21 protein-coding genes are annotated in these 21,957 nt (G+C 71.4%); 2 read left to right on the forward strand and 19 right to left on the reverse strand.

The window, feature by feature from the left end; genetic code table 11:
• Positions 1–160: 160 nt before the first annotated feature.
• From ACLII4_RS14200 to ACLII4_RS14245, 10 genes are all read right to left on the reverse strand, one after another.
• Positions 161–2,023 carry a Na+/H+ antiporter NhaC family protein gene (locus tag ACLII4_RS14200; protein ID WP_412068055.1) on the reverse strand — a complete coding sequence of 621 codons (1,863 nt, stop codon included), beginning with the start codon at positions 2,021–2,023 and terminating at the stop codon, positions 161–163.
• Between the two features lie 101 nt (positions 2,024–2,124).
• A complete protein-coding gene (gene upp, locus ACLII4_RS14205; RefSeq protein WP_412068056.1) occupies positions 2,125–2,751 on the reverse strand; it encodes a uracil phosphoribosyltransferase in 627 nt (208 codons plus the stop codon).
• Between the two features lie 79 nt (positions 2,752–2,830).
• Positions 2,831–4,540, reverse strand: coding sequence for an alanine/glycine:cation symporter family protein (locus ACLII4_RS14210; protein WP_412068057.1), 1,710 nt, complete (start codon positions 4,538–4,540; stop codon positions 2,831–2,833).
• A gap of 571 nt (positions 4,541–5,111) precedes the next feature.
• The gene (locus ACLII4_RS14215) at positions 5,112–5,735 is read right to left on the reverse strand and encodes a hypothetical protein (protein ID WP_412068058.1); all 624 of its coding nucleotides are present in this window, start codon (positions 5,733–5,735) and stop codon (positions 5,112–5,114) included.
• Between the two features lie 2 nt (positions 5,736–5,737).
• Positions 5,738–6,481, reverse strand: a complete 744-nt coding sequence (locus ACLII4_RS14220) for a cell division ATP-binding protein FtsE (protein ID WP_412068059.1) — start codon at positions 6,479–6,481, stop codon at positions 5,738–5,740.
• A gap of 116 nt (positions 6,482–6,597) precedes the next feature.
• A complete protein-coding gene (locus ACLII4_RS14225; protein WP_412068060.1) occupies positions 6,598–7,365 on the reverse strand; it encodes a class I SAM-dependent DNA methyltransferase in 768 nt (255 codons plus the stop codon).
• Between the two features lie 61 nt (positions 7,366–7,426).
• Positions 7,427–8,416 (reverse strand): 4-hydroxythreonine-4-phosphate dehydrogenase PdxA, encoded by a 990-nt coding sequence (gene pdxA, locus ACLII4_RS14230; protein WP_412068061.1) that lies wholly within the window; start codon positions 8,414–8,416, stop codon positions 7,427–7,429.
• A gap of 223 nt (positions 8,417–8,639) precedes the next feature.
• The gene (locus tag ACLII4_RS14235; protein ID WP_412068062.1) at positions 8,640–10,064 is read right to left on the reverse strand and encodes a leucyl aminopeptidase family protein; all 1,425 of its coding nucleotides are present in this window, start codon (positions 10,062–10,064) and stop codon (positions 8,640–8,642) included.
• Between the two features lie 138 nt (positions 10,065–10,202).
• The gene (locus ACLII4_RS14240; protein ID WP_412068063.1) at positions 10,203–11,309 is read right to left on the reverse strand and encodes a DHH family phosphoesterase; all 1,107 of its coding nucleotides are present in this window, start codon (positions 11,307–11,309) and stop codon (positions 10,203–10,205) included.
• Positions 11,310–11,332: 23 nt separating this feature from the next.
• A complete protein-coding gene (locus tag ACLII4_RS14245; protein WP_412068064.1) occupies positions 11,333–12,721 on the reverse strand; it encodes an NAD(P)/FAD-dependent oxidoreductase in 1,389 nt (462 codons plus the stop codon).
• Positions 12,722–12,893: 172 nt separating this feature from the next.
• Between ACLII4_RS14245 and ACLII4_RS14250 the strand changes: the two genes are divergently transcribed.
• Positions 12,894–13,055 carry a hypothetical protein gene (locus ACLII4_RS14250; protein WP_412068065.1) on the forward strand — a complete coding sequence of 54 codons (162 nt, stop codon included), beginning with the start codon at positions 12,894–12,896 and terminating at the stop codon, positions 13,053–13,055.
• Between the two features lie 10 nt (positions 13,056–13,065).
• On the opposite strand, the gene ACLII4_RS14255 is transcribed toward ACLII4_RS14250, so the two are convergent.
• The 6 genes from ACLII4_RS14255 to carA all read right to left on the reverse strand — a co-directional run bounded on the left by ACLII4_RS14255 (position 13,066) and on the right by carA (position 19,121).
• Positions 13,066–14,037, reverse strand: coding sequence for a SecDF P1 head subdomain-containing protein (locus tag ACLII4_RS14255; protein ID WP_412068066.1), 972 nt, complete (start codon positions 14,035–14,037; stop codon positions 13,066–13,068).
• 37 nt (positions 14,038–14,074) lie between these two features.
• On the reverse strand, positions 14,075–14,344 hold the full coding sequence (locus tag ACLII4_RS14260) for a hypothetical protein (protein WP_412068067.1): 270 nt from the start codon (positions 14,342–14,344) through the stop codon (positions 14,075–14,077).
• Between the two features lie 98 nt (positions 14,345–14,442).
• Positions 14,443–17,292, reverse strand: coding sequence for a carbamoyl-phosphate synthase large subunit (gene carB, locus ACLII4_RS14265; protein WP_412068068.1), 2,850 nt, complete (start codon positions 17,290–17,292; stop codon positions 14,443–14,445).
• Positions 17,293–17,363: 71 nt separating this feature from the next.
• On the reverse strand, positions 17,364–17,582 hold the full coding sequence (locus tag ACLII4_RS14270; RefSeq protein WP_412068069.1) for a hypothetical protein: 219 nt from the start codon (positions 17,580–17,582) through the stop codon (positions 17,364–17,366).
• Position 17,583: 1 nt separating this feature from the next.
• Positions 17,584–18,021, reverse strand: a complete 438-nt coding sequence (locus tag ACLII4_RS14275; RefSeq protein ID WP_412068070.1) for a DUF3291 domain-containing protein — start codon at positions 18,019–18,021, stop codon at positions 17,584–17,586.
• On the reverse strand, positions 18,021–19,121 hold the full coding sequence (gene carA, locus ACLII4_RS14280; RefSeq protein WP_412068071.1) for a glutamine-hydrolyzing carbamoyl-phosphate synthase small subunit: 1,101 nt from the start codon (positions 19,119–19,121) through the stop codon (positions 18,021–18,023). Before carA ends, ACLII4_RS14275 begins: the two co-directional genes overlap by 1 nt.
• A 278-nt stretch (positions 19,122–19,399) precedes the next feature.
• Between carA and ACLII4_RS14285 the strand changes: the two genes are divergently transcribed.
• Positions 19,400–20,155, forward strand: a complete 756-nt coding sequence (locus ACLII4_RS14285) for an energy transducer TonB (RefSeq protein WP_412068072.1) — start codon at positions 19,400–19,402, stop codon at positions 20,153–20,155.
• 175 nt (positions 20,156–20,330) lie between these two features.
• On the opposite strand, the gene ACLII4_RS14290 is transcribed toward ACLII4_RS14285, so the two are convergent.
• From ACLII4_RS14290 to folB, 3 genes are all read right to left on the reverse strand, one after another.
• On the reverse strand, positions 20,331–21,002 hold the full coding sequence (locus ACLII4_RS14290; protein ID WP_412068073.1) for a deoxynucleoside kinase: 672 nt from the start codon (positions 21,000–21,002) through the stop codon (positions 20,331–20,333).
• A 72-nt stretch (positions 21,003–21,074) separates the two neighbouring features.
• Positions 21,075–21,581 (reverse strand): 2-amino-4-hydroxy-6-hydroxymethyldihydropteridine diphosphokinase, encoded by a 507-nt coding sequence (folK, locus tag ACLII4_RS14295; protein WP_412068074.1) that lies wholly within the window; start codon positions 21,579–21,581, stop codon positions 21,075–21,077.
• A complete protein-coding gene (gene folB, locus ACLII4_RS14300; protein ID WP_412068075.1) occupies positions 21,578–21,946 on the reverse strand; it encodes a dihydroneopterin aldolase in 369 nt (122 codons plus the stop codon). The genes folK and folB overlap by 4 nt, the downstream gene beginning before the upstream one ends.
• Between the last annotated feature and the right edge of the window lie 11 nt (positions 21,947–21,957).

The following is a 21,957-nucleotide window of genomic DNA, read 5'->3' on the forward strand; positions in this document are numbered from 1 at the left end:
GCCTCCGCAGGCCTACAAAACGTCATTGCAGGCCTGGACCAAGCCGTTGCAGGCCTACCCGGAGGCGCTGCATGCCTGCAACGTGGCGCTGCGTGCCTGGGAAATCCCGCTGTAGTCCTGTGTCAGGGTCTCCACCGCCGGACTCGCCGGCGGAGTGTCCTCACCCCGCGAGCGTCCCTTCGGGCGCCTCCGCCACCGCCTCGGGGTCGTCGACGGGCTCGCCGACAAAGCGGACCACGGCGAAGAGGACGGCCGCGCAGATCGGCATCATCACCCACCACGGCACGTTGTAGCCCGTCGGCAACGTCCCGAGCAGAAGGGCCACGACGCCGACCGTCATCGCGTACGGGAGCTGGGTCCGGACGTGGTCGATGTGGTCGCACTGGGACGCCAGCGACGACAGGATGGTCGTGTCGGAGATCGGCGAGCAATGGTCGCCCCAGACCGAGCCCGCGAGCACGGCGCTGACGGTCGAGTAGATGATGTGCGTGTAGTCGCCCGTCGTGTGGAGGCCGTCGGCGGCGAGCACGCCCCACGCCAGCGGGATCACGAGCGGCATCAGGATGCCCATCGTCCCCCACGACGAGCCCGTCGCGAAGGCCGTCGCGGCGGCCAGCAGGAACACCAGCGCCGGCACGATGCCGGGCGACAGCGTGCCCGACAGCCGGTCGATGAGCCACTGCGAGGTGCCGAGCGCGTCGTTGACATTCGAGAGCGACCACGCCAGGATCAGGATGATGATGGCCAGCAGCATCGAGCGCATCCCCGCGAACCACGCCTCCATGGCCTGCTCCACCGTCAGGATCCGCTGCCCGACCGACAGCGCGACCGCGACGACGACCGACGCCAGCGACGCCCACATCATGGCCGTGTACGAGTTGGCCTCGCCGATCACGTTCTTGATCGTCATCTCGCCGCCGCCCTCCAGCACCGACGCGCGGCCGGTAATCCAGAGCCCGACGAGGACGCCGACCACGAGCACGGCGATGGGCAGGAGCGCGTTGACCAGCCGCTTGGGCGCGTCGGCCGGCGGCTCCAGCAGCTCGTTCTCGGCCTCGGCGGCCTCTGCCGTCGAGCCCGGGCGGAACAGCTGGCCCGTCTGGCGGGCGCGGCGCTCGGCCTGGAGCATCGGCCCGAAGTCGCGCTTGGTGAGCGCGATCGTGAACACGAAGAAGAGCGCCAGGATGGGGTAGAACGAGTACGGGATGGACCCGAGGAAGACCGAGTACGCGGCCTCGTTGTAACCCGGCAGCTTGTCCACGGCGTCGCCGATGAGCCCGACCTCGTAGCCGATCCAGGTCGTCACGAAGGCGAGGCAGGCGACGGGCGCGGCCGTCGAGTCGACGAGGTACGCCAGCTTCTCTCGACTGATGCGCAAGCGGTCGGTGATGGGCCGCATGGTCCCGCCGACGATGAGCGTGTTGGCGTAGTCGTCGAAGAAGACGAGCACGCCGAGCAGGGCCGTGGCGAACTGGCCGCGCCCGGCCGTTCGCGCCCACTTGGTGACGGTCTCGACGATGGCGGCCGTGCCGCCGTTTTTCTGGATGAGCCCGACCGTCCCGCCGATCATCATCGAGAACAGGATGATGGCCGCGTGGTCGTCGTCGGCGAGCGCCGCCAGGATGTAGGTCTCGATGGTGGCGAACAGGCCGGTCGCCCAGCCCAGCAGCGGGTCGCCGGTGACGATCCAGGCGCCCAGCCAGACGCCCAGGAACAGCGCCACGATGACCTGCCGGAAAAAGAGCGCCGCCGCGATCGCCAGCAGGGCCGGCAGGATCGAGAGCCAGCCGACGTCGGGCGGGGCCGCCTCCGCCGGCGCAGCCTCCACGACAGACGGCTCCGCGTACGCATCGGCGGGCGCGTCGAGCAGCACGGGCGCGTCGGCGGCCGACGAGTCGGCCTCGGGCGACGTCACCACGTCTTGCGCGAGCGTCGTCGCGGCGGAGGCGTTCGGCTCGGCGACCGTGTCCTGCGCCTGCACCCCGCCGGCGCCGACCGCCAGCAGCAGAGTCGCGAGGACCACGGACCACAGCCCGCCAATACGGCGAGGCCGATCACCGCCGGAACGGGCCGTAGCTCTCACTCCTCGGTCCCCATGCCTGATTCCTGCGATCGTAGCGAGCCTCATACCGTCCCAAAGATGCGGTCGCCGGCATCCCCGAGGCCGGGCCGGATGTAGGCGTTCTCGTCCAACTCGCGGTCCAGGGCGGCCGTGACGATCTGGACGTCGGGGTGATACTCCTCCAGCCGCGCCACGCCCTCGGGCGCAGCGACCAAGCAGACGAACGTGATGTCGCGTGCGCCCCGGCTCTTGAGGTGGTTGATGGCGCCCGAGGCGCTCCCGCCCGTCGCCAGCATGGGGTCGACCACGAACACCCGAGCGTCCCTGACCTGGGGCGGGACGTTCGAGTAGTAGTCGACCGGCTCGTGGCTCTGCTCGTCGCGGTACATCCCGAGGTGGCCCACGCGGGCCTCCGGGACGTAGCGCACGAACCCGTCGACGAGCCCGAGCCCGGCGCGGAGCACGGGGATCACCACGACCTCGCGCGCCAGCCGGTACCCGGTCGTCTCCTCCAACGGCGTCCGGATCCGGGTCTCCTCGACGGGCAGCGTCCGGAGCGCCTCGTAGGCCAGGATGGACGAGACATCGGTCAACGTCCGGCGGAAGTCGCCGTACGGCGTCGACGCGGTTCGGAGCGTGGAGAGGGCCCGGCGGAGGAGCGGGTGATCGACGACGGTCAGCACAGGCACGGGGGAGTCGGCAGGGGGCACAGGGCGAACGGACCGCACCGGGGGAAGGCCTCACGCCTCGTCCCCGGTGCCGGTCACCCTAGAGGCGGCCTTCGGCCTTTGCCTTCTTGTGGGCCTCCTCGTTCTCGATCCACGGCTCGCGCTCGAAGTAGCTATCGGTCAGCTTCTTGAGCGTGCCCGAGAGCAGGACGAGCGCGATCACGTTCGGGATGGTCACCAGCGACAGCGCCACGTCGCCCAGGTCCCAGATCGTCGTCACGGCGAGCACGGCGCCCACGAAGTGCATCACCACGAAGACGGCCTTGTAGGGCAGGATGGCGCGCGTGCCGAAGAGGTAGTTCGCGCAGCGGTCGCCGTAGTAGCTCCACGAGATCGACGTCGAGATGGCGAACAGGATGACCGAGAGCAGCACGATGTAGCGCCCGAGCCCCCCCCAGCCGATCGGCGCGAGCCCGCGTTCGAACGCGAGTGTCGTCAGCGGCGCCGAGGTACGGACCGTGTTGCCGTAGAAGGTCGACAGGACGTTGCCGTCGGCGTCGAGCGCCGCGCGCGTGTCGGCGTCGATCGTGCCCGTGAACGGGATCGTCTGGGCCTCGTCGACGAAGAGCGTGTCGATGCCGACGCTGAACCGGCCGATGCGCGGGCCGTCGGCGGTCGCCGGCATGCCCTCGTTATACACCAGCGGCTCGGCGCCGAGGACCGTCGTGTAGCCGGCCTCGCGGTCGCCCTCGACCACCGAGATGTTGCTGTTCGTGAGGTCGAACGAGGCCGGGGCGGTCGCCTCGAAGGCGCCCGTGGTGATGAGCACTAGGCCCGTCATCGTGCAGATGATGATGGTGTCGATAAACGGCTCCAGCAGGGCGACGGCGCCCTCGGAGACGGGCTCATCGGTCTTGGCGGCCGAGTGCGCGATCGGGGCCGAGCCCTGGCCGGCCTCGTTTGAGAAGAGCCCTCGCTGGACGCCGTAGAGCATCGTCAGCAAAAAGACACCCGCGCCGGTGCCGGCGACGCCGGAGGTGGGGTTGAAGGCCTCGGAGAAGATGCGGCCGAAGGCGGCGGGGATGTCGCCGACGTTGAGGACCAGAATGAGGAGCGCGCCGGCCACGTAGATGGCCGCCATGATCGGGGCGACGATCGAGGTCACCTTGCCGATGCGCTGGATCCCGCCCAGAATCACGATGCCGACAATCGTGGCCGTGATGAGGCCGGTGATCCAGACCGGCGTGCCGAACGAGTCGAAGACCTGCGTGGCGACCGTGTTGGCCTGCACCGCGTTGCCCGTCATGAACGACGTCAGCATCAGCGCGAACGCGAAGAACATGGCGACGGGCTTCCAGTTGCGGCCGAGCCCGCGCTCGATGTAGTACATCGGGCCGCCGGAGACGGAGCCCTCCCAGGCCTTGCCGTCCTGGTCGACGTGGACGTCGCGGAACTGCTGGGCGAGCGTGACCTCGGAGTACTTGGTGGCCATGCCGAGCAGGGCCGTGACCCACATCCAGAACAGCGCGCCGGGCCCGCCGATGTGGATCGCCAGCGCCACGCCGGCGATGTTGCCGACGCCGACGGTCGCGCTCAGGGCCGTCGTCAGCGCCTGGAAGTGGCTCACGTCGCCGGGCTCGTCGGGGTCGTCGTAGCGGCCGGTGGCGACCTTGAACCCGTGCCCCAGGCGGCGGAACTGGACGAACCCAAGCTTGATAGTCAGGAACAGGCCGGTCCCGAGCAGCCCGATGACCAGCGGGTACCGGAGCACGTTGTTGATGGCGTCGATTACGACGGAGAGAAGCTCCATGGGGCGGCGTCGGGCGTGGGCGTGTGAAGGCGTTGAAGATAGGGCCGCTCCCCACGGCGGCGCCGTCACGTTCTCGGGGCGGCTCGCCAGCCACGCCCGCAGGCCGAGGGCTCGATGCCCCGTCCATCCGAGTGGCTGCTCGGGGAAACCGAAAGGCTTTGAGGAGTCTCCCCCTTTCGGCGGGAGCCGGGCTGCAAAGTTCTAGCTCTTCACTCCTCTCAGCACCGTCCTCCTGAGCTTGCGAAGGATCTCAATGCGGGCCTCCGAGCCCAGACATCCCATTCCGATGGCCCCAGACGCTTGGGTCGAGATCCTTGGCTGCGCCTTCCCTACGGGCGCGCGTTCGCTCAGGATGACGAGGTTGAGCGGTTCACGCTCGTCACGTAGCGGCCCTGCTCCCCGCGGCCCGCGGGAGGAAGGGTGAGCGGACCGACCTCTGCGCGCCCGACGGCTCGCCCCCCTCCCAACCTCCCTCCGCTGGGGGGAGGAGACTCTTCTCCCATCCAGGCTCTGGGCTTTCGGAGGACGCCCCACCGCCTCAGACTCGGCTCGCGGCCGCCAGCAGGGCCCGCTACTCCTCCGTCACGACGACGGGGGTCAGGTCGTCGAGCAGGGCCTCCACCACGTCGCGGCGGGAGTCGCTGGCGGCGATCCCGGCGGAGTCGGCGAGGGCGAGGTACTCGCGGAGCGCCGCCCGCGCCAAGACGGTGTCGCCGGCGTAGGAGCGGACGACGCCCCGGTCGAGCGCGTGGCGTGGCTCGGTGGGGTCGAGCGCGGCGGCACGGTCGAGGTCTTCGAGCGTGCGGACCCAGACGCCGTCGAGGGCGTGGGCGACGAAGGCGCGGTGGCTGTACACCACGTCGAGCGGGGTCTGAGCGTCGGCGCCGGCCTCGATGGCGTCGATCGCCTCGGTGAGGTCGTCGTACGCGCGACTGGCGGCCTCGGCATCTTCTGTCTCGGCCCAGGCGGCCCAGTGGCACAGGCCACGCGCCACGAGCGCGTCGGCATCGCCGGGTGTCTGGGTGAGGGCGGCGTCGAGCACGGCGATGCCCGTCGCCGGGTCGCCCGAGGAGCAGTCGTCGAAGGCTTGGTCGAGCGCCGCCGCGTCGGCGGGCGGTGCATCGGTCGGCGGGGACTCCTGTCCGCACGCCGTGAGGAGCAGCGCGAGCGCCGCCAGGTGTCCCGCCCGGGCCATCGCTAGAGGGAGTCGGGGTCGACCTCGACGAGCCGCCCGCGCACGAGCGCCAGCGTGCGCGCCGGGAACGCCTTGACGAGTCGGTAGTCGTGCGTCGCCATCAGCAACGCCGTGCCCTGGCGGTTCACCTTGACGAGCAGCTTCTGGATCTCGTCGGCCACGCGGGGGTCGAGGTTGCCCGTCGGCTCGTCCGCCAGCAACAGGCGCGGGTGGTTGACGAGCGCCCGCGCGATGCACGCACGCTGCTGCTCGCCGCCCGACATCTCGTGTGGCAGCGCCTTGGCGCGGTGCCCGATGCCGACCTGTGCGAGTGCCTGGAGCGCCCGCTCGCGGACCTCTTTGCCCCGCACGCCGGTCGCGTACAAGGCGAAGGCCACGTTCTCGTAGGCGCTCCGGTCGGGGAGCAACTGGAAGTCCTGGAAGACGATGCCCAGCATCCGGCGCAGCAGCGGGATGTCCCGCGCCTTCGTCGTGTCGGACTGGTACGGCCCCACGCGGACGAGCCCGTACTCGGGCATCACGTCCATGTAGAGCAGCTTCAGCAGCGTCGACTTGCCGCTGCCCGTCGGCCCGATGAGGTAGGCCATCTCGCCCCGGTTCAGCGTCAAGTTGAGGTCCGAGGCCACATCGACGCGCGCGCCCGACGGGTCGGTGTAGCCCGCTGCGACGTTCTTCAGCTCGACCAGCGGCCGCTCGCGCGGCGGCGAGGGGGCGGAATCAGAGACGCGTTCGACGACGGGGTCCACGGGCGGGGGGCGGGGGGAACGGGAAGGTAGGCGCGGCGGCGGAGCGTTGGCGCTGGAACGCGCGATCGCAGGCCCCCATCGGGCGGCGTGCCGTGCCCGGGGCGAAGGGCGGCCTGTCAGCCGGGCATCGCGCGCCGCAACACCCAGTGGACGCGGTCGGCGGTCTCGTCTGCCGCGTCGGAGCCGAAGCCGTCGTATGCGGCGACGACCGCCAGCCCGACCGCCTCGATGGCGTCGGCGACCTCGTCGAGGGTGTAGGCGCGCTGGACGTGCGTCTCGCTGGCGACCGTCCCGTCGGCGAGCGTCAGTTCGAAGCCCGTCGTGTGGAGCCGCGTGTCCTCGTCGTAGCTGCTCGTGCGGACGTAGGCGAAGGCATCCGTCTCGCCCTCATCGTGGAAGCCGTCGGCGTGGTTGACCGAGTTCGCGGGCGTCGACTGGTCGAGGATGGCGATGCCGCCGGGCGCGAGCGCGTCCCGGATCGACACAAGCAACGCCTCGACCTCCACGATCGACAACAGGTAGTTGAGCCCGTCGTAGACCAGCACGACGACGTCCGCCGGGGCGCCGGGGACCGGCTCGCCAAAGCGGAGCGGCGCGAACGCGACGCGGCGGCCCGACAGGCGCGCCGCCTCCCGGGCGACGACCAGCATCGGCTCCGACCCGTCGAAGGCGCGGTAGTCATAGCCGCTCGGCGGCGGGCCCTGTGGCTGGAGGGCGACCGCCAGCGACCCCGTCCCGCACCCGAGCTCGACGAGCGTCTCCGCCTCCGGGTGGTGCTTGCGGACCAAGCTCTGGACGTAGGCCGCCCACGCGGGGTAGTCGACGTGCGCCATCACGGCGTCGTAGCCGGCGGCGAGGGCGTCGTAAGGCGAAGCGTCGGTCATGCGGGCAAGATCGCAACGTCGCCTGGGTGCAGCACGGCGGGCGCGAGGCCTGACGGGTTCCTCACCGAGGCGCGCGCCGGGCGGCCATGCGGGCCGCCATCCGGATCGCCGCCGCCATTGACGACGCGTCCGCGACGCCGTGTCCGGCCACGTCGAACGCCGTCCCGTGGTCGGGGCTCGTCCGCACGATGGGCAGCCCGAGCGTGACGTTGACGCCGGCGCCCTGGGCGAGCGCCTTGAACGGCGCCAGCCCCTGGTCGTGGTACATCGCCACGACGGCGTCGTAGCGGTGCCACCCGGCGCGGCCGAAAAAGGCGTCGGCCGGGAACGGGCCCGCCACGCGCACGCCGTCGGCGCGGAGTTCGGCGAGGGCCGGGCCGATGACGTCGATCTCCTCGCGGCCGATCACGCCGCCGTCGCCCGCGTGCGGGTTGAGGCCGAGGACCGCGAGGCGAGGCGCCTCGACGCCCATCTCGGCCAGCCCGTCCTCCAGCGTCCGGCAGACGGCCCCGATCCGCTCGCACGTAACGAGCCCGGCGACGGCCGAGACGGGCACGTGGATCGTGACGAGCGCCACGCGGAGCGGGCCCGCCGCGAGGTCGGCCGCCAGCACCATCACGACCGACGCGGCGCCGGTCCGCTCCTGGAGAAACTCGGTGTGCCCGGGCACGCGATAGCCCGCCAGATGAATGGCCTCCTTCGAGATCGGCGCCGTCACGATCCCGTCGACGGCCCCCGCGACGGCCAGGTCGACGGCCGTGGCGACGGCCTCCATCGCTTGCCGCCCGCCCTCGGCCGTAAGCTCGCCGGGCTCGGCCGCCCCGCCGCCGGTATCGAGGACGGCGAGCCCCTCTCGCACCGCCCGCGCCGCGCCCACGTCCGCCACGCCGACGACGGGCCCCAGCCCGAGCGCCGCGGCTTGCGCCGCGAGCACGGCAGCGCTCCCGACGGCCACCAGGTCGGCGTCAATGGGGCCTTGGGCGGCTTTGAGAGTGACCTCTGGGCCGATGCCGTTGGGGTCGCCGAGGGTCAGCGCGAGCAGGGGGCGCATGGGGGTAGAGGGCTGCGGGGTGGCGGGCTCGGGGGGGTGTGGGGCGGAGAGGGCACACCCTCCCCTACAACGACATCCCGAACGTATGTGAGGGATCTCAGCCGGCCGTCCAGCCCTTCCTTCCGTCAGTCGCGAAGGGGGTGCTTGCGCTGAGATCCCTCGCAAGCTCGGGATGACACGTCTGGAAGGGCCAGCCGTCCGGGAATCCACGTGCGGACCCGCCTCACCCGTCCGCCAGCAGGTCCAGCAACAGGCGCACGCCGAAGCCGGTGCCGCCCTTCGGCCGGTAGCCGTAGGCCGCGTCCAAAAACGCGGGGCGCGCGAGGTCGACGTGGACCCACGGGTACGCCGGTTCGTCGTCGGTGCGCGTGAACGCCTCCAAAAAGGCGGCGGCGGTGATCGTCCCGGCCATCGCGCCGCCGACGTTGCTCAGGTCGGCGGTGTCGCTCTTGAGCTGCTCGCGGTAGTGAGGGTACAGCGGGAGCGGCCACGCGAGGTCGCCCGTCGCCTCGCCCGCAGCGTGGACGCGGTCGGCCAAGGCGCGGTCGTCGGGGCGGGCGATGACGGCGGCGACGCGCTCGCCGAGGGCGACGCCCTGGGCGCCGGTCAGCGTCGCGGCGTCGAGCACCCACGCCGGCGACAACTCGCGGGCGTAGCTGAGCGCGTCCGCCAGCAGGAGCCGGCCCTCGGCGTCGGTGTTCATGACCTCGACGGTCGCGCCCGAGTGCATCGTCAGCACGTCGCCCGGGGCGTAGGCCCGGCCGCCAGGGCGGTTGTCGGACATCGGCAACAGGGCGATCACGCGCACGGGCAGACCCAGCGTTGCCGCGCCCAGCATCGCGCCCGCCACGGCCGCGCCGCCGCCCATGTCGGCCTTCATCTTGTCCATCGAGTTCTTGGTCGGCTTCAGCGACAGCCCGCCCGTGTCGTACGTCACCGTTTTTCCGACGAGCACGACCGGCGCATCGGTCGCGTGCCCCTCCGGCGCCCACTCCAGGATGACGAACCGCGCCGGGTCCAAGCTGCCCCGGTTGACGCCCAGGAGCCCGCCCATCTGGTGCTCGGCGATCTCGTCCTCGTCCCAGATCCGGCACGTCAGGCCGGTGCCCTTCAACCGGGCCGCGATCCGGTCCGCGAGCGCCGCCGGCATCTTGGCGTCGGGCGGCGTGTTGACCAGGTCGCGCGCCCAGTTGGTGGCCTCGGCGCGGAGGTCGGCGGCACGGACGGTGTCGGCGTGCTCGTCGCTCGCGCGGACCGCAAGCGAGGCCGTCGGGGGCCGGTCGCCCGTCCGGAAGTCGTCGTAGCGGTACGCGCCGAGGCGGAAGCCCTCGACGAGCGCGCCGACCGTGTCGGCGTCGGCGCCGTCGGGCGCGACAATCACGACGGACCCCGCCTCGACGCTCGCGGCTGCCTTGGCGGCGCTCGCGCCCGCCCACCGCCAGCGCTCCAGCCCGGGCTGGTCGCCGGGCACCACGACGGCGGTGCGCGAGCCGTCGGCGCGGACGACGAGCGCGGCGCCCTTGCACGTCTTGGCGTCTGCCAGCGCCGTCGCGAGCGCCGGGTCGTCGGGCGCCGCGTCGGCATCGAGGACGAAGGCCACCAGGTCGGCGCCGCGCGCGAGCGGGTCGCCGGAAAACACGTCAGTCATGAGAGGCGAGGAGTGAGGAAAGAGGAATCAGGAATGAGGGGGCAAGGCAAAGGACACGGTCGATTCGAGCGGCCGGCCCACGTCATCGAAGCGCTCCGGCCGGGAGATCCCTCGTGCCTCAATCCTCGTCCCTCCCCCCTAATCGAGCCCGCCCTTGAACTGGGCCAGCAGCGCGAGGTCGGCGTCGGACAGCGAGCCCTCCGACTCGGCGACCGCGTCGGGGTCGGCGGCGACGTGCGGGGGCGCCGCGTCGACCACGTCCTTGATGGTCCGCGCCAGCTGCCCGCCCTTGACGAAGGCGCCCGAGGCATTCGGGTGGCCGCCGCCGCCAAACTGACCTGCCCACTTGTTGATCGGGCAGTCGCCCTTGGAGCGGAACGACAGCTTGACGCCGGACGGCAGTTCGAGCGCGATCACCGCCGCTAGCACACCGTCGAGCGACAGCCCGTAGTTGATCAGCCCCTCGGTCTCGTCGAAAAAGGCGCCCGACTGGCGGATCATGTCCTGCGTCACGAACAGCGTCGCCAGCCGGCCGCCGTAGTGCGTGCGGATCGTCGTCAGCGCCAGGCTCAGCAGCGCGAGCCCCTCCCGGCTGCGGCCGTCGAACAGCGCCACGTGGATAGGTTCGGACTTGAGGTCGCCACGCTCCAGGACATCGGCCACGATGGCGTGCGTGCGGGGCGTCGTGGCGCCGTAGCGGAACGAGCCGGTATCGGTCATGATGCCGACATACAAGGCCGTCGCGACGGCGCGGTCGATGAGGCCGGGGTCGATCCCGGCGATCAGGTCGTAGGCGATCTCGGCCGCCGCCGAGGCGTCGGTGCGGACGCACGACACGTCGAACCACGTCTCCGGCTCGGGGTGGTGATCCAGCAACAGCACGGGCTTGCCGGCCTTGCGGAAGACGCCGCCCACGTCGCCGAGTCGGTGCTCGGCGTTGGCGTCGCAGACCAGGAGCACATCCGCTTGCGAGACGGCCTCGGCTTGGCCAAAGTCGCCCGACTCGTAGACCTGCATGAGCCCCGTGGGCTGCTCGTCGGCGAGCCAGTCGAGGTTGCGCGGGACGCGGTCGGCGTTCAAGATGGTGACCGTCTTGCCCAGCGACTGGAGCGCGCGGGCAATCGCGACCTCGGTGCCGATGGCGTCGCCGTCGGGCCGGAGGTGGCAGGTGATCACCACGCGGTCGGCGGCCACGAGGGCGTCGCGGACGGCGGCGAGGTCGGGGGTGTCGTGGACGGTCGTCATGGGCCGGGTGACGGTGGGGAGCGCTAGGCGTTCCCTGCGCCGTCGTACTCCTCGCCGGGTTCGTCGGCGAGCGCCGGGTCGTGCGAGCCTCCCCGCGTGTCGCCGGTCGTCGGGGCCGTCGCGAGCGCCGGGCGCGGCCCGCCGTCGTCGGTCAGGATGAGGCGCGGCCCGCGGTCGTACGTGAGGTAGTTGTAGAACCAGCTCCACAGCACGGAGATGCGGTTCCGGAAGCCGACGAGCGCGATGAGGTGGACCGCCAGCCAGCCGAGCCACGCGAGGAGACCGGTCATCGTCAACCCGCCGGGCGTCTGGAGCACGGCCGCGCTCCGCCCGATCGTCGCCATCTGCCCCAGGTCTCGGTACTCGAACGGCGCATCCGCGCGGGCGCCCGTGTCCATCGCCTCGATCAGCGCCGCCGCGTGCCGGCCCTGCTGGATGGCGACCTGCGCGACCTGCGGGTACAGCTCGCCGTCGGCGTCGCGCGCGCCCGCCAGGTCCCCGATCACGAACACGCGGTCGTGCCCCGGCACCCGCAGCGTCGCGTCGACGGCGATCCGCCCGGCCCGGGTCTGCTCCACGCCCACGGCGTCCGCCAGCGGCACCGCCCGGACGCCCGCCGCCCACACGACCGTCTGCGCCTCGACGCGGGACCCGTCCGCCAGCGTCACGCCCCGCTTGTCGACGCGCTCGACGTTCTGTCCCATCCGCAACTCCACGCCCTTCTCCTCCAGCACGTCGGCCGTGTACCCCCGCAGACTCGGGTCGTAGCCGCCCAACGGCAGCGCCTCGCCGTCCACAAGGACCACGCGGGCGGCCGTCACGTCGAGGCGGGGGAAGTCTTTCGCGAGCACGCGCGACAGCTCGCGGAGCGCCCCCGCCATCTCAACCCCCGTCGGCCCGCCGCCGACCACCACGACTGTCAGCACGCCCTCGCCCACGAGCGACGGCTCTCGGGCGGCGGCCTCGAACTGCGAGAGCACGTGAGACCGCAGCGCCAGCGCGTCGGGCACGTTCTTCAGCGGGAAGCCGTGCTCCTGGGCGCCCTCGACCCCGAAGTAGGCCGTCGACGCCCCCGCCGCGAGAACGAGCGCGTCGAAGGCGACGGTGTCGCCTGTGTCCAGCGTCAACTCGCGAGCGTCGAGGTCAGCGCCCACGACGAGCCCCATCAAGACGTCTGCATTCTCCTGTCGCCGCACGATGTGGCGGATCGACTGCGTGATGTCGTCGGCCCCGAGCCCGGCCGTGGCCACCTGGTAGAGCAGGGGCTGGAACTTGTGGTAGTTGTTCCGATCGACGACCGTCACGTCGACGGCGGCCGACGCGAGCGCCTCAACGCACGCCAGCCCCCCGTGGCCGGCGCCCACGACGACGACGTGGGGACGGGTGCCAGGCGGGAGTCCAAAGGCGTTCATCGCAGTCTCGGAAGGTGTCCCACAAACGGCCGCAACGCCACCGAGTTGGGGACGACGGGTGAAGTCTCAGGCATCCGCCACACCGGGCATCGGGGAACCCCCGAATGCCGCACGGCGGCGAACCGTTGCCGCGCCGCGTCATACACCTCGCCTCCTCCTTCTCTCGACCCTGATGACCCCTCGCAAGCTTGCCGCGACGGCCTTGACCCTCGCCACCCTCCCGCTCACCCTCGGCGCGCTCTTGCTGCGTGGCCGCTACGCCCAGCAGGTCGCCCTCGACCTCGACCCGTTCGAGATCGATCTCCAGCTCCACGACCGCAACGACGACGAGTAGCGAAGCGGGCTCAGTAGCCGCGCACCTCGGTCAGCAGCGCCCGCCAGCGCCCTTCGGCGTCACGGAGAACGGTGACGATCGCCACGGCAGCGCTCCCCCCTGCCCCCCCGCTCGGCCGGAGCACGACGTGCACCCGGTCGCCGTCGGCGATGCGGCCGACGGCCGTCCGGCCATCCCACGACGGGCCCCAGTCGCCCAGCGCGTCGAGCGCGGCGAAGTACAACGCCGCGAGGTCGCGGTCGCTTAACCTGTCGGCTGCCCCTGCCGGCGCGATGCCCGACACGTCGAACGTCGCCTCACGCAAGCCATCGCGGGCGTAGGCCCTCGACCCATCGAGACGAACGAGCCCGAGTGCGGCGGGCCGCAGCGCCGCGGCCGATTCGGGGTGGAGCCCGTCGGCAGCGGACGGCCAGTCTCGGCGGGCGATGGCGTCGGCGAACGCCAGCGCCGCGCGGTCAGCCTCGATCGGAGCTGGCGGCTCACCAGAACGGTCCGGCCCGCTTGCGCCCACGGGTCGGACCGGCGGGTCGCCATACGGCGCCCCCATCGTCACACGGTCCGCCTCGCGGAGCGCTGCCGCCAGCCGCTCCGCCTCGGCCACGCGCAAGCCGGTCACCAGCACCAGCCCATTCGGCACCGCCGACCGCACGACGGGCGCAGCCACCACCCGGCCGTCGACCATGACCGCCAGCCGGCCGCCCACCGCCGCGGCCGTCACCCGGAACAGCGCGGGTGCCACGGCGCGCGAGAGCCACAGCGACACGTCCGCCCGGTCGCCGATCACCTCCAGCCCGACCGTCTCGACCGCGCCCTGCACGTCGAGCACGAGGGGGCCGACCCAGACCGGCTCGCCCGAGGGCAGCGCCTCGGCCACCCATCCTCTACCCTCGGCCGGCGCCTCGCTCGCGGCGGCATGGATCCGAAGCTGGGCCGACGCCCCAACCGGGAGCGCGAGCAGGACGACGAGGTAGGCGAGATGCATGACGCCACAACCGCGACGCCCCTCCCTCTCGTATCCGCTATACGTCCTCGCCGACCCCCGGCTCGTTCCCGTGGTGGTCGCCGTGCTCCTTGACGTAGCGGCGGTTGTACTCGGCTTGGTATTCCTCATCGACCTTTTTCCCGCTCTGCACCCGGTCGAACGCCGCCAGGTTCGGGTCCAGACGCTCGTCAGGCTCCGTCGGCTCGGTGAAGAGGTGCATCGCCTGCGGCGCCTCGTTTTTGGACAGCTCGGGGTCATCCGCGAGCGGGTCACGGTCGGCGGGGCGGTCGTCGGTCGGGTCGGTCATCGGTGTGGGGGGCTGTCGGCCGTCAACGGCCCAGCGCCCGAATCGTTCGCTAGCTGGCCCGGACCGGACGCCCTTGAGTAGGCCAGCAGTTGCGAGCGCTAGCGCGACAGGTACAGGTTCCGCATCTCGAACGGCTTCGAGATGTGCGCGTCCGTGATGTCGTCCACGAACGCGATCGCCTCTCCGGTCGACTTCATCTCGGGGCCGAGCTCCTTGGTCACCTCGGGGAACTTGTCCCACGAAAAGACCGGCTCCTTTACTGCGTAGCCCACGAGCGACGACTCCAACACGCCTGACGCGCGGAACTCCGCGAGCTTCGCCCCCAGCATCAGCTTCGCGCCGATCGCCGCGACGGGCACGCCGGTCGCCTTGGCCACGAACGGGACGGTCCGGCTGGCGCGCGGGTTCGCCTCGATCACGTACACCCGGTCCACGCCGTCGACCGTCTGCACCGCCAGCTGCGTGTTCATCAGCCCGACCACGCCCAGGCGCTTGGCGATCCGGACGACGGTGTCCTTGAGCACCTCGACCGTCTCGTCCGAGAGCGAGAACGGCGGGATCACGGCCGTCGAGTCGCCCGAGTGGACGCCCGCCGGCTCGATGTGCTGCATCACCCCGGCGATCCACACCTCGTCGCCGTCCGACAGGCAGTCCACGTCGACCTCGATGGCGTCCTCCAGAAAGCGATCGAGCAGGATCTCGTTGTGCGGAAACAGCTTCAGGATGTTGGCCACGTAGTCCGCCACCTCGTCCTTGTTGATCGCGATCCGCATGCCCTGCCCGCCCAGCACGTAGCTCGGCCGCACCAGGATCGGGTACCCGATCGACTCGGCCACCTCGACCGCGCCCTCGACCGTGTGCGCCATCCCGTACGGCGGGAACGGTATCTCGAGCTCTTCCAGCACCTGGGAAAACTTGCCCCGGTCCTCCGCGAGGTCCATGTTCTCGAACGGCGTCCCGAACAGGGGCACGTCGGCCGCCAGCAGGTTGCGCGCCAGCTTCAGCGCCGTCTGGCCGCCCAGCTGCACCATCACGCCCGCTGGCTGCTCCAGGTCGATCACGTCCTTGACGCGCTCCCAGAAGACGGGCTCGAAGTACAGCTTGTCCGCGATGTCGAAGTCGGTCGAGACCGTCTCCGGGTTGCAGTTGATCATGATGGCCTCGTAGCCCATCTCCTTGGCCGCGAGCACGCCGTGGACGCACGAGTAGTCGAACTCGATGCCCTGCCCGATCCGGTTCGGCCCGGACCCCAGGATGAGCACCTTCTCGCGGTCGCTCTTGGTCGACTCCGTCTCGCCCTGGTCGTACGTCGAGTAGAAGTACGGCGTCAGCGCCTCGAACTCGCCCGCGCACGTGTCGACCACGCGGAACGTCGGCCGCAGGCCCAGCGACTGCCGGTGCTCGCGCACGTCGTCCTCCTCGGTCTCCGTCAGGTACGCGATCTGGACGTCCGAGAAGCCCGCCTGCTTGAGGTCGAGCATGTCGGCCGCGTCGATCTCCGCCAGCACGCGCCCCTCGGTCGCCCGCTCCAGCGCCACGATGTCGTGGACCTGGTTCAAGAACCACGGGTCGACCTTCGTCACGTCGTGGACCTCGGCGACGCTCGCGCCCAGGCGGAAGGCGTTGCGGACGTGGAGGAGACGGTCCCAGTACGGCTTCGCCAGCCGCTCGCGGACCACGCTCCGGTCGGGCAGCGGCCCGTCCGCACCCAATCCCGAAAACCCTTGCTCCAGGCTCTGGAACGCCTTCTGGAGCGACTCCGCGAACGTCCGCCCGATCGCCATCACCTCGCCGACCGCCTTCATCTGGGTCGTCAGCTCCTCGTCGACGCCCTCGAACTTGTCAAAATTCCAGCGCGGGATTTTCGTCACCACGTAGTCGAGCGCGGGCTCGAAGCAGGCCGAGGTCGTCCCCGTCACCTCGTTCGGCAGCTCGTCGAGCGTGTAGCCGACCGCAAGGCGGGCGGCCACCTTCGCGATCGGGTACCCCGTCGCCTTGCTCGCGAGCGCCGACGACCGCGACACGCGCGGGTTGATCTCGATGACGACGAGCCGCCCGGTCGCCGGGTCGACGGCGAACTGGATGTTGCACCCGCCCGCGAACGTGCCGATCGAGCGCATCGCCTTGATGGCCGCGTCGCGCAGGCCCTGGTACTGCGGGTCGGACAGCGTCTGCTGCGGCGCGACCGTCACCGAGTCGCCGGTGTGGACGCCCATCGGATCCACGTTCTCGATCGAGCACACGATGACGACGTTGTCGTTCGCGTCGCGCAACAGCTCCAGCTCGAACTCCTTCCACCCGAACAGGCACTCCTCGATCAGGACCTCGTGGACCGGGCTGAGTTCGAGCCCGCGCTGCACCTTGTGGTCGAAGTCGGCCGCCTCCCAGACGATGCCGCCGCCGGCGCCGCCCATCGTGAAGCTCGGCCGGATGACGATCGGTTGGAAGCCGTGCCCGCCCGACAGCTCCTGGGCGATCTCCTTGGCCTCCAGCAGCGACTTCGCCGCCCGCGAGCGCGCCTGGTCGAGCCCGATCGACTCCATCAGGTCGCGGAACGCCTGGCGGTCCTCGGTGATGTGGATGGCGTCGATGTCGACGCCGATCACGTCGATGCCCTCGGCCTCCCAGTAGCCCTCTTGGTGGAGCGTGTCGGCGAGGTTGAGCGCCGTCTGGCCGCCCATGGTCGGGAGCACGGCGTCGGGCCGCTCCTTGGCGACGATCTCCTTGATGCTGGCGGGCGTCAGCTCTTGCAGGTACACCACGTCCGCCGTCATCGGGTCGGTCATGATGGTGGCCGGGTTCGAGTTGACGAGGACGACGCGGTAGCCCTCCTGGCGGAGCGCCTTGGCGGCCTGGGTGCCGGAGTAGTCGAACTCACAGGCCTGCCCGATCACGATGGGGCCGGAGCCGATGAGCAGGATCGTCTCGATGTCGGTGCGCTTGGGCATTCCTTGGTACGGGGTACCGGGTTCGGGGTGGGGAGAGCGATGGGCCCGGCAGTGCCGAGTCCCGGCTGGCGTCAGCCGGCGGCGAATCCGCCGACGGTCTTTTGGGGGTCGCGCTCGACGACGACGAGGCAGGCGAACTGGGCGGGCGCTGTGGCGCCGCCGGTCCCGCCCATCGCGGCCGTCGAGACGAGCCGCCAGTCGTCGTTCAGGAGGGCGGTCAGCTCGTCGACCGTCTCGGCCGGGTGGCCGGGCGCATAGTGGACGACGAGGGCGCGGCGTTGGATGGCCATATCAGGGAGCGGGATAGAGATGCGTAAAGGTGAAGGCGCGGGGCGAGGGCCCCGCTTCATGGAGGTGGTCGAGCCGCTCGCGGCCTTCGTCGGCCGAGGGCCGGTGGCCCTCCTCCACCCACCACAGCGCGTAGTGCGGGCGGCCGAAGGCCGAGAACCACTCCTTGCGCCGCTTGACGTAGTGGGCGTGGCCGGTGTTGTAGGTGTAGTCGCGCAGGGCGTCGACGGAGCGCCAAACCGACAAGTTGACCAGCATTTGGCCGTCCTCGAACACGCGCAGGGCCGTCCCCTCGGCGTCCTCGTCCTGGAACCGCCACACAAAGCCGGGCGACCGCTCCGCGAGCAGGTTCATCGGATCGAGCGCACGCGCGAACTCCGCCAGCTTGGCGCCGTCGAGCGGGCCGAGCGGCCGGGCCACGTTGATCTGGGCGAGGTGCATCACGCCGCCTCGGCGGTCGCCTCGTCCATGAGGCCGAGAAACTGGTCGAAGAGGTAGCGGCTGTCGTGCGGCCCGGGGCAGGCCTCGGGGTGGTACTGGACGGAGAACCCCCGGAAGCGGTCGTACTGCAGGCCCTCGACCGTCTGGTCGTTGAGGTTGCGGTGGTCGACGCGGGCGACGCCCGCCAGCCCCTGCTCGCGGACCGCGAACCCGTGGTTCTGGGTCGAGATCTCGACGTGGCCCGTCGTCAGGTTGAGGACGGGGTGGTTGGCGCCCCGGTGGCCCACCTTCATCTTGTAGACCTCGAGCCCCTCCGCGAGCGCCAGCAGCTGGTGGCCGAGGCAGATCCCGAACAGCGGGACCCCGGAGTCGATGGCCGCGCGCGCCGTCGCGACCGCCTCGGGCATCGCGCGGGGGTCGCCCGGCCCGTTCGAGAAGAACACGCCGTCGGGCTCCCACCCGAGCACGTCCGCGAACGGCGTGTCGCCGGGGAAGACGCGGACGCGGCAGCCGAGGTGCGCGAACGACCGCAGGATGTTGCGCTTGACGCCGTAGTCGTAGACGGCCACGCGCCGGTCGCCGGTCTCGCTGAAGTCGTAGGCCTCGCTCGTCGTGACGCCGCTCGCCAGCTCCAGCCCGGCCATGCTGGGCACGGCCTGCGCCTTGGCCACGAGCGAGGCGTCGTCGAGGTCGACCGACGAGATCACGCAGTTCATCACACCCGCCTGGCGGATGTGGCGGACCAGCCGGCGCGTGTCGACGCCCGAGATGCCGACGAGCCCGTGCCGCGCCATGTAGGCGTCGAGCGTCTCCTCGGCGGCGTGGTTCGAAGGGTCGCGCGAGAAGCTCCGGACGACCAAGCCCGCGACGTGCGGGCGGTCGGCCTCCGTCGCCGCCTCGAAGGCGCCGTAGTTGCCGATGTGGGGGTACGTCATCAGCATCACCTGCCCGGCGTAGCTCGGGTCGGTCAGGATCTCCTGGTACCCCGTCATCGAGGTGTTGAAGCAGAGCTCGCCGGCGGTCTCGCCGGGCGCGCCGACGGCGACGCCGGTGACGACGGTGCCGTCTTCGAGGGCCAGCTTGGCAGGGGTCTCGGTCATCGTGCGGGGTATAAAAAAAGCCTCCCGAAAAACGGAAGGCTCAACGGCGCGGGGGCCGCTCTTGCAAAGGCGAAACGGGCGGGATGCAGGCGTGAGGCATGGCGTCCGAAGGCTCCGCCCAACCTACGGACGGTTCCGCCGCACATCCGGACGGTGGCCCGGTTTCACAGCGCGTTTGCCGAAGCCGTCGCGCCGAGTCCGTCCGGATTGGGACCGGGACCCGGGCGCGAGACGCGTATCCTCGCGCACGGACCGCCCGTAGCGCCCGTTCCTCCCCCATGCCCGCCCCGCGCCCCCCCTCCGCCCGCGACCGCCACGCCCCCACGCGGGCGCTGGGCGCGCTCGCGGTCAGCCTGGCGCTCGTCAACGCGGCGCTGCTGTGGTGGCCGTCCGTCGACCTCGGGCCCGAGCTGCCCAGCGAGCTCCCCGAGCGCGAGATGGTGGTGATGGAGATGATCGAGCCGACGCGCCAGCCGCCGCCGCCCGACAACCTCCCCCCCGCCCCGCCGCCGCTCCCGGTCGAGTCGCGCCTGCCGCCGGTCGAGGTGCCCGACGAGCGCGTGGTCGAGGAGATCGTCCGCGACCTCGACATCGCCCCGCCGCCGACCCCGACGCCCACGCGCCGCCCGTCGGTGCCCGCTCCTCCCGGACCGCCCGCCCCGCCCGCGCCGCCGCCGCCCGCGCCGTCCGGGCCCGCCCCGTCGTCCGACCGCATCGTCGAGCGCCCGGACCGGAGCCCGACGCTGAGCGGGCAGGCCCTGCCCGTTTACCCGCGCGGCGCCGACTCCGATTTCCGAGGCCGCGCCCGCGTCAAAGTCCTCGTCAGCCAGGGCGGGCGCGTCACCGACGCCGAGATCGTCGAGCGGACGGCCTTCCGCCGGGGCCGAGAGGAGTCGGTCGCCGCGTTCCCGGACCTCTTCGAGGCCGCCATCTTGGACGCCGCCCGGCGCCACGTCTTCCGCCCAGCTCGCGACGGCGGTGAGCGCGTCCGCGCCTTCGCCTTCATCACCGTTTCCCTGGATCCGCCGGAGTAGGCACGGGGGAACGGGGAATGGGCAGATCACCGAACGACCCGTAGGGGCCGACCGACCCACTCTTTGCGCAAGGCCCCAGGAGAGCACTCCAGTTCGACGGAAGCGGCAGATCTCGGTCCCGCATCGTCCGCCCGTCCCCCGTCCCCTCTTTCCCCATGCCCGCGAGCGCAGCGAGCTAAAATGCCAGCTGCATCGTCTGGGGCGGGTTGAAGTACGCCGTGCCGCCCTTGACGCTGGCGATCTGGCGGACGAGTTCGTCGAACGTGCCGGGCTGATTCACGAAGTCGATCCGGGAGGCGTCGACGATCAGCAGCGGGCTCTTCGAGTAGTGGAAAAAGTAGCGGTCGTAGGCCTCGGCAAGCTCCGCGAGGTACGCCCGCTCCATGCCCGACTCGTAGCTCCGGCCCCGCAGCGCGACGTTGTGGAGCAGCCGGTCGACCGACGAGCGGAGGTAGACGACCAAGTCCGGGATCGGCGCCGACGGCTCCATGATGCCGTACAGCGTCTCGTACAGGCGGACCTCGTCGCCGTCGAGCGTCACGTGCGCGAAGATGCGGTCCTTGTCGAACGTGTAGTCCGAGACGACGTGGTCGACGAACAGGTCGCGCGCCGCGAGCGCCTTTTGCTGCTTGAAGCGGCTGGCCAAGAACGCGAGCTGCGTCTGGAGCGCCCAGCGGTCGCGGTCCTGGTAGAACGAGCCCAGGAACGGGTTCTCCTCGAACTCCTCCTGCACCAGCTTGCCGCCGACACGCTCGGCGAGCATGCGGGCGAGCGTCGTCTTTCCGGCGCCGATGACGCCCTCGACGGCGACGTAGGCGAAGTGGGCGGGGATCGTCGGGGCAGGCATGGGCTCAGATGGGGGGCCGAAAGATCGCGCCGCCCGGGGACAGGGTAGGCGTCTTCGAGGGACGCCGGTCTGTCACAGCAGGAAATCCGTCCGTTCCAGACGCAACGCGTCCTCGCACGCCGCCAGCAGGTCGGCGACGGCGCGGTCCGTTCCGGGGACGACGCGGTCGGCCGCGATGTCGGCGAGCGGCGCGAGCACGAAGCGGCGCGACGCGAGCCCGGGGTGCGGGAGGTGGAGGTCCGGGAGGTCGAGGCGGCAGTCGCCGTAGAGGAGGAGGTCGAGGTCGAGCGGCCGCGGCGCCCAGCGCGGGGCGTCCGGCCGGCGCCCGGCCGCGCGCTCGGCGGCGTGCAGCACGCGGAGCAGGGCGCTCGGGCCGAGGGTCGTGTCGAGGGCGACGGCCGCGTTGAGGTGGTCGGGCTGGGGCGCGGCGCCGGGCCGCACGAGCGCCTCGGTCTCGTAGACCGCGCTCCGGGCGACCACCGTGGTGTCGGGCCGCGCGTCGAGCGTGGCGACGGCCTCACGTAGCGCCGCCAGCCGGTCGCCGACGTTGGCGCCGAGCCCCACGAAGGCCCGCCTCACGGCGCGTGGCGGACGACGACCTCGGCCCGGTCGCAGGGCCCCCCGACCGGCGGGTTCGGCTTGCGGACGGTCACCTCCACTTCGGCGACGGCCGGGTACGCCTCGCCCACCGCCTCCGCGATCCGCCACGCCACGCGCTCGATCAGGAACGCCGACGTGCCGGTGACGACCTCGCGGACGAGCGCGTAGACGCGTTCGTAGTCGACCGTCTTCGTGAGGTCGTCTGTCGCCGCGGCCTCCCGCACGTCGAGCGACATCGCGACGTCGACCTCGTAGCGCCCGCCGATCCGGTGCTCCTCCTCCATCACCCCGTGGTGCGCGTAAAACACGGCGTTGACCAGGCGGACCGTCGAGAGGGCGGGCATCGGGCGGGGGG

This window comes from Rubrivirga aquatilis (assembly GCF_046845665.1).
In the GTDB taxonomy this organism is placed as follows: domain Bacteria; phylum Bacteroidota; class Rhodothermia; order Rhodothermales; family Rubricoccaceae; genus Rubrivirga.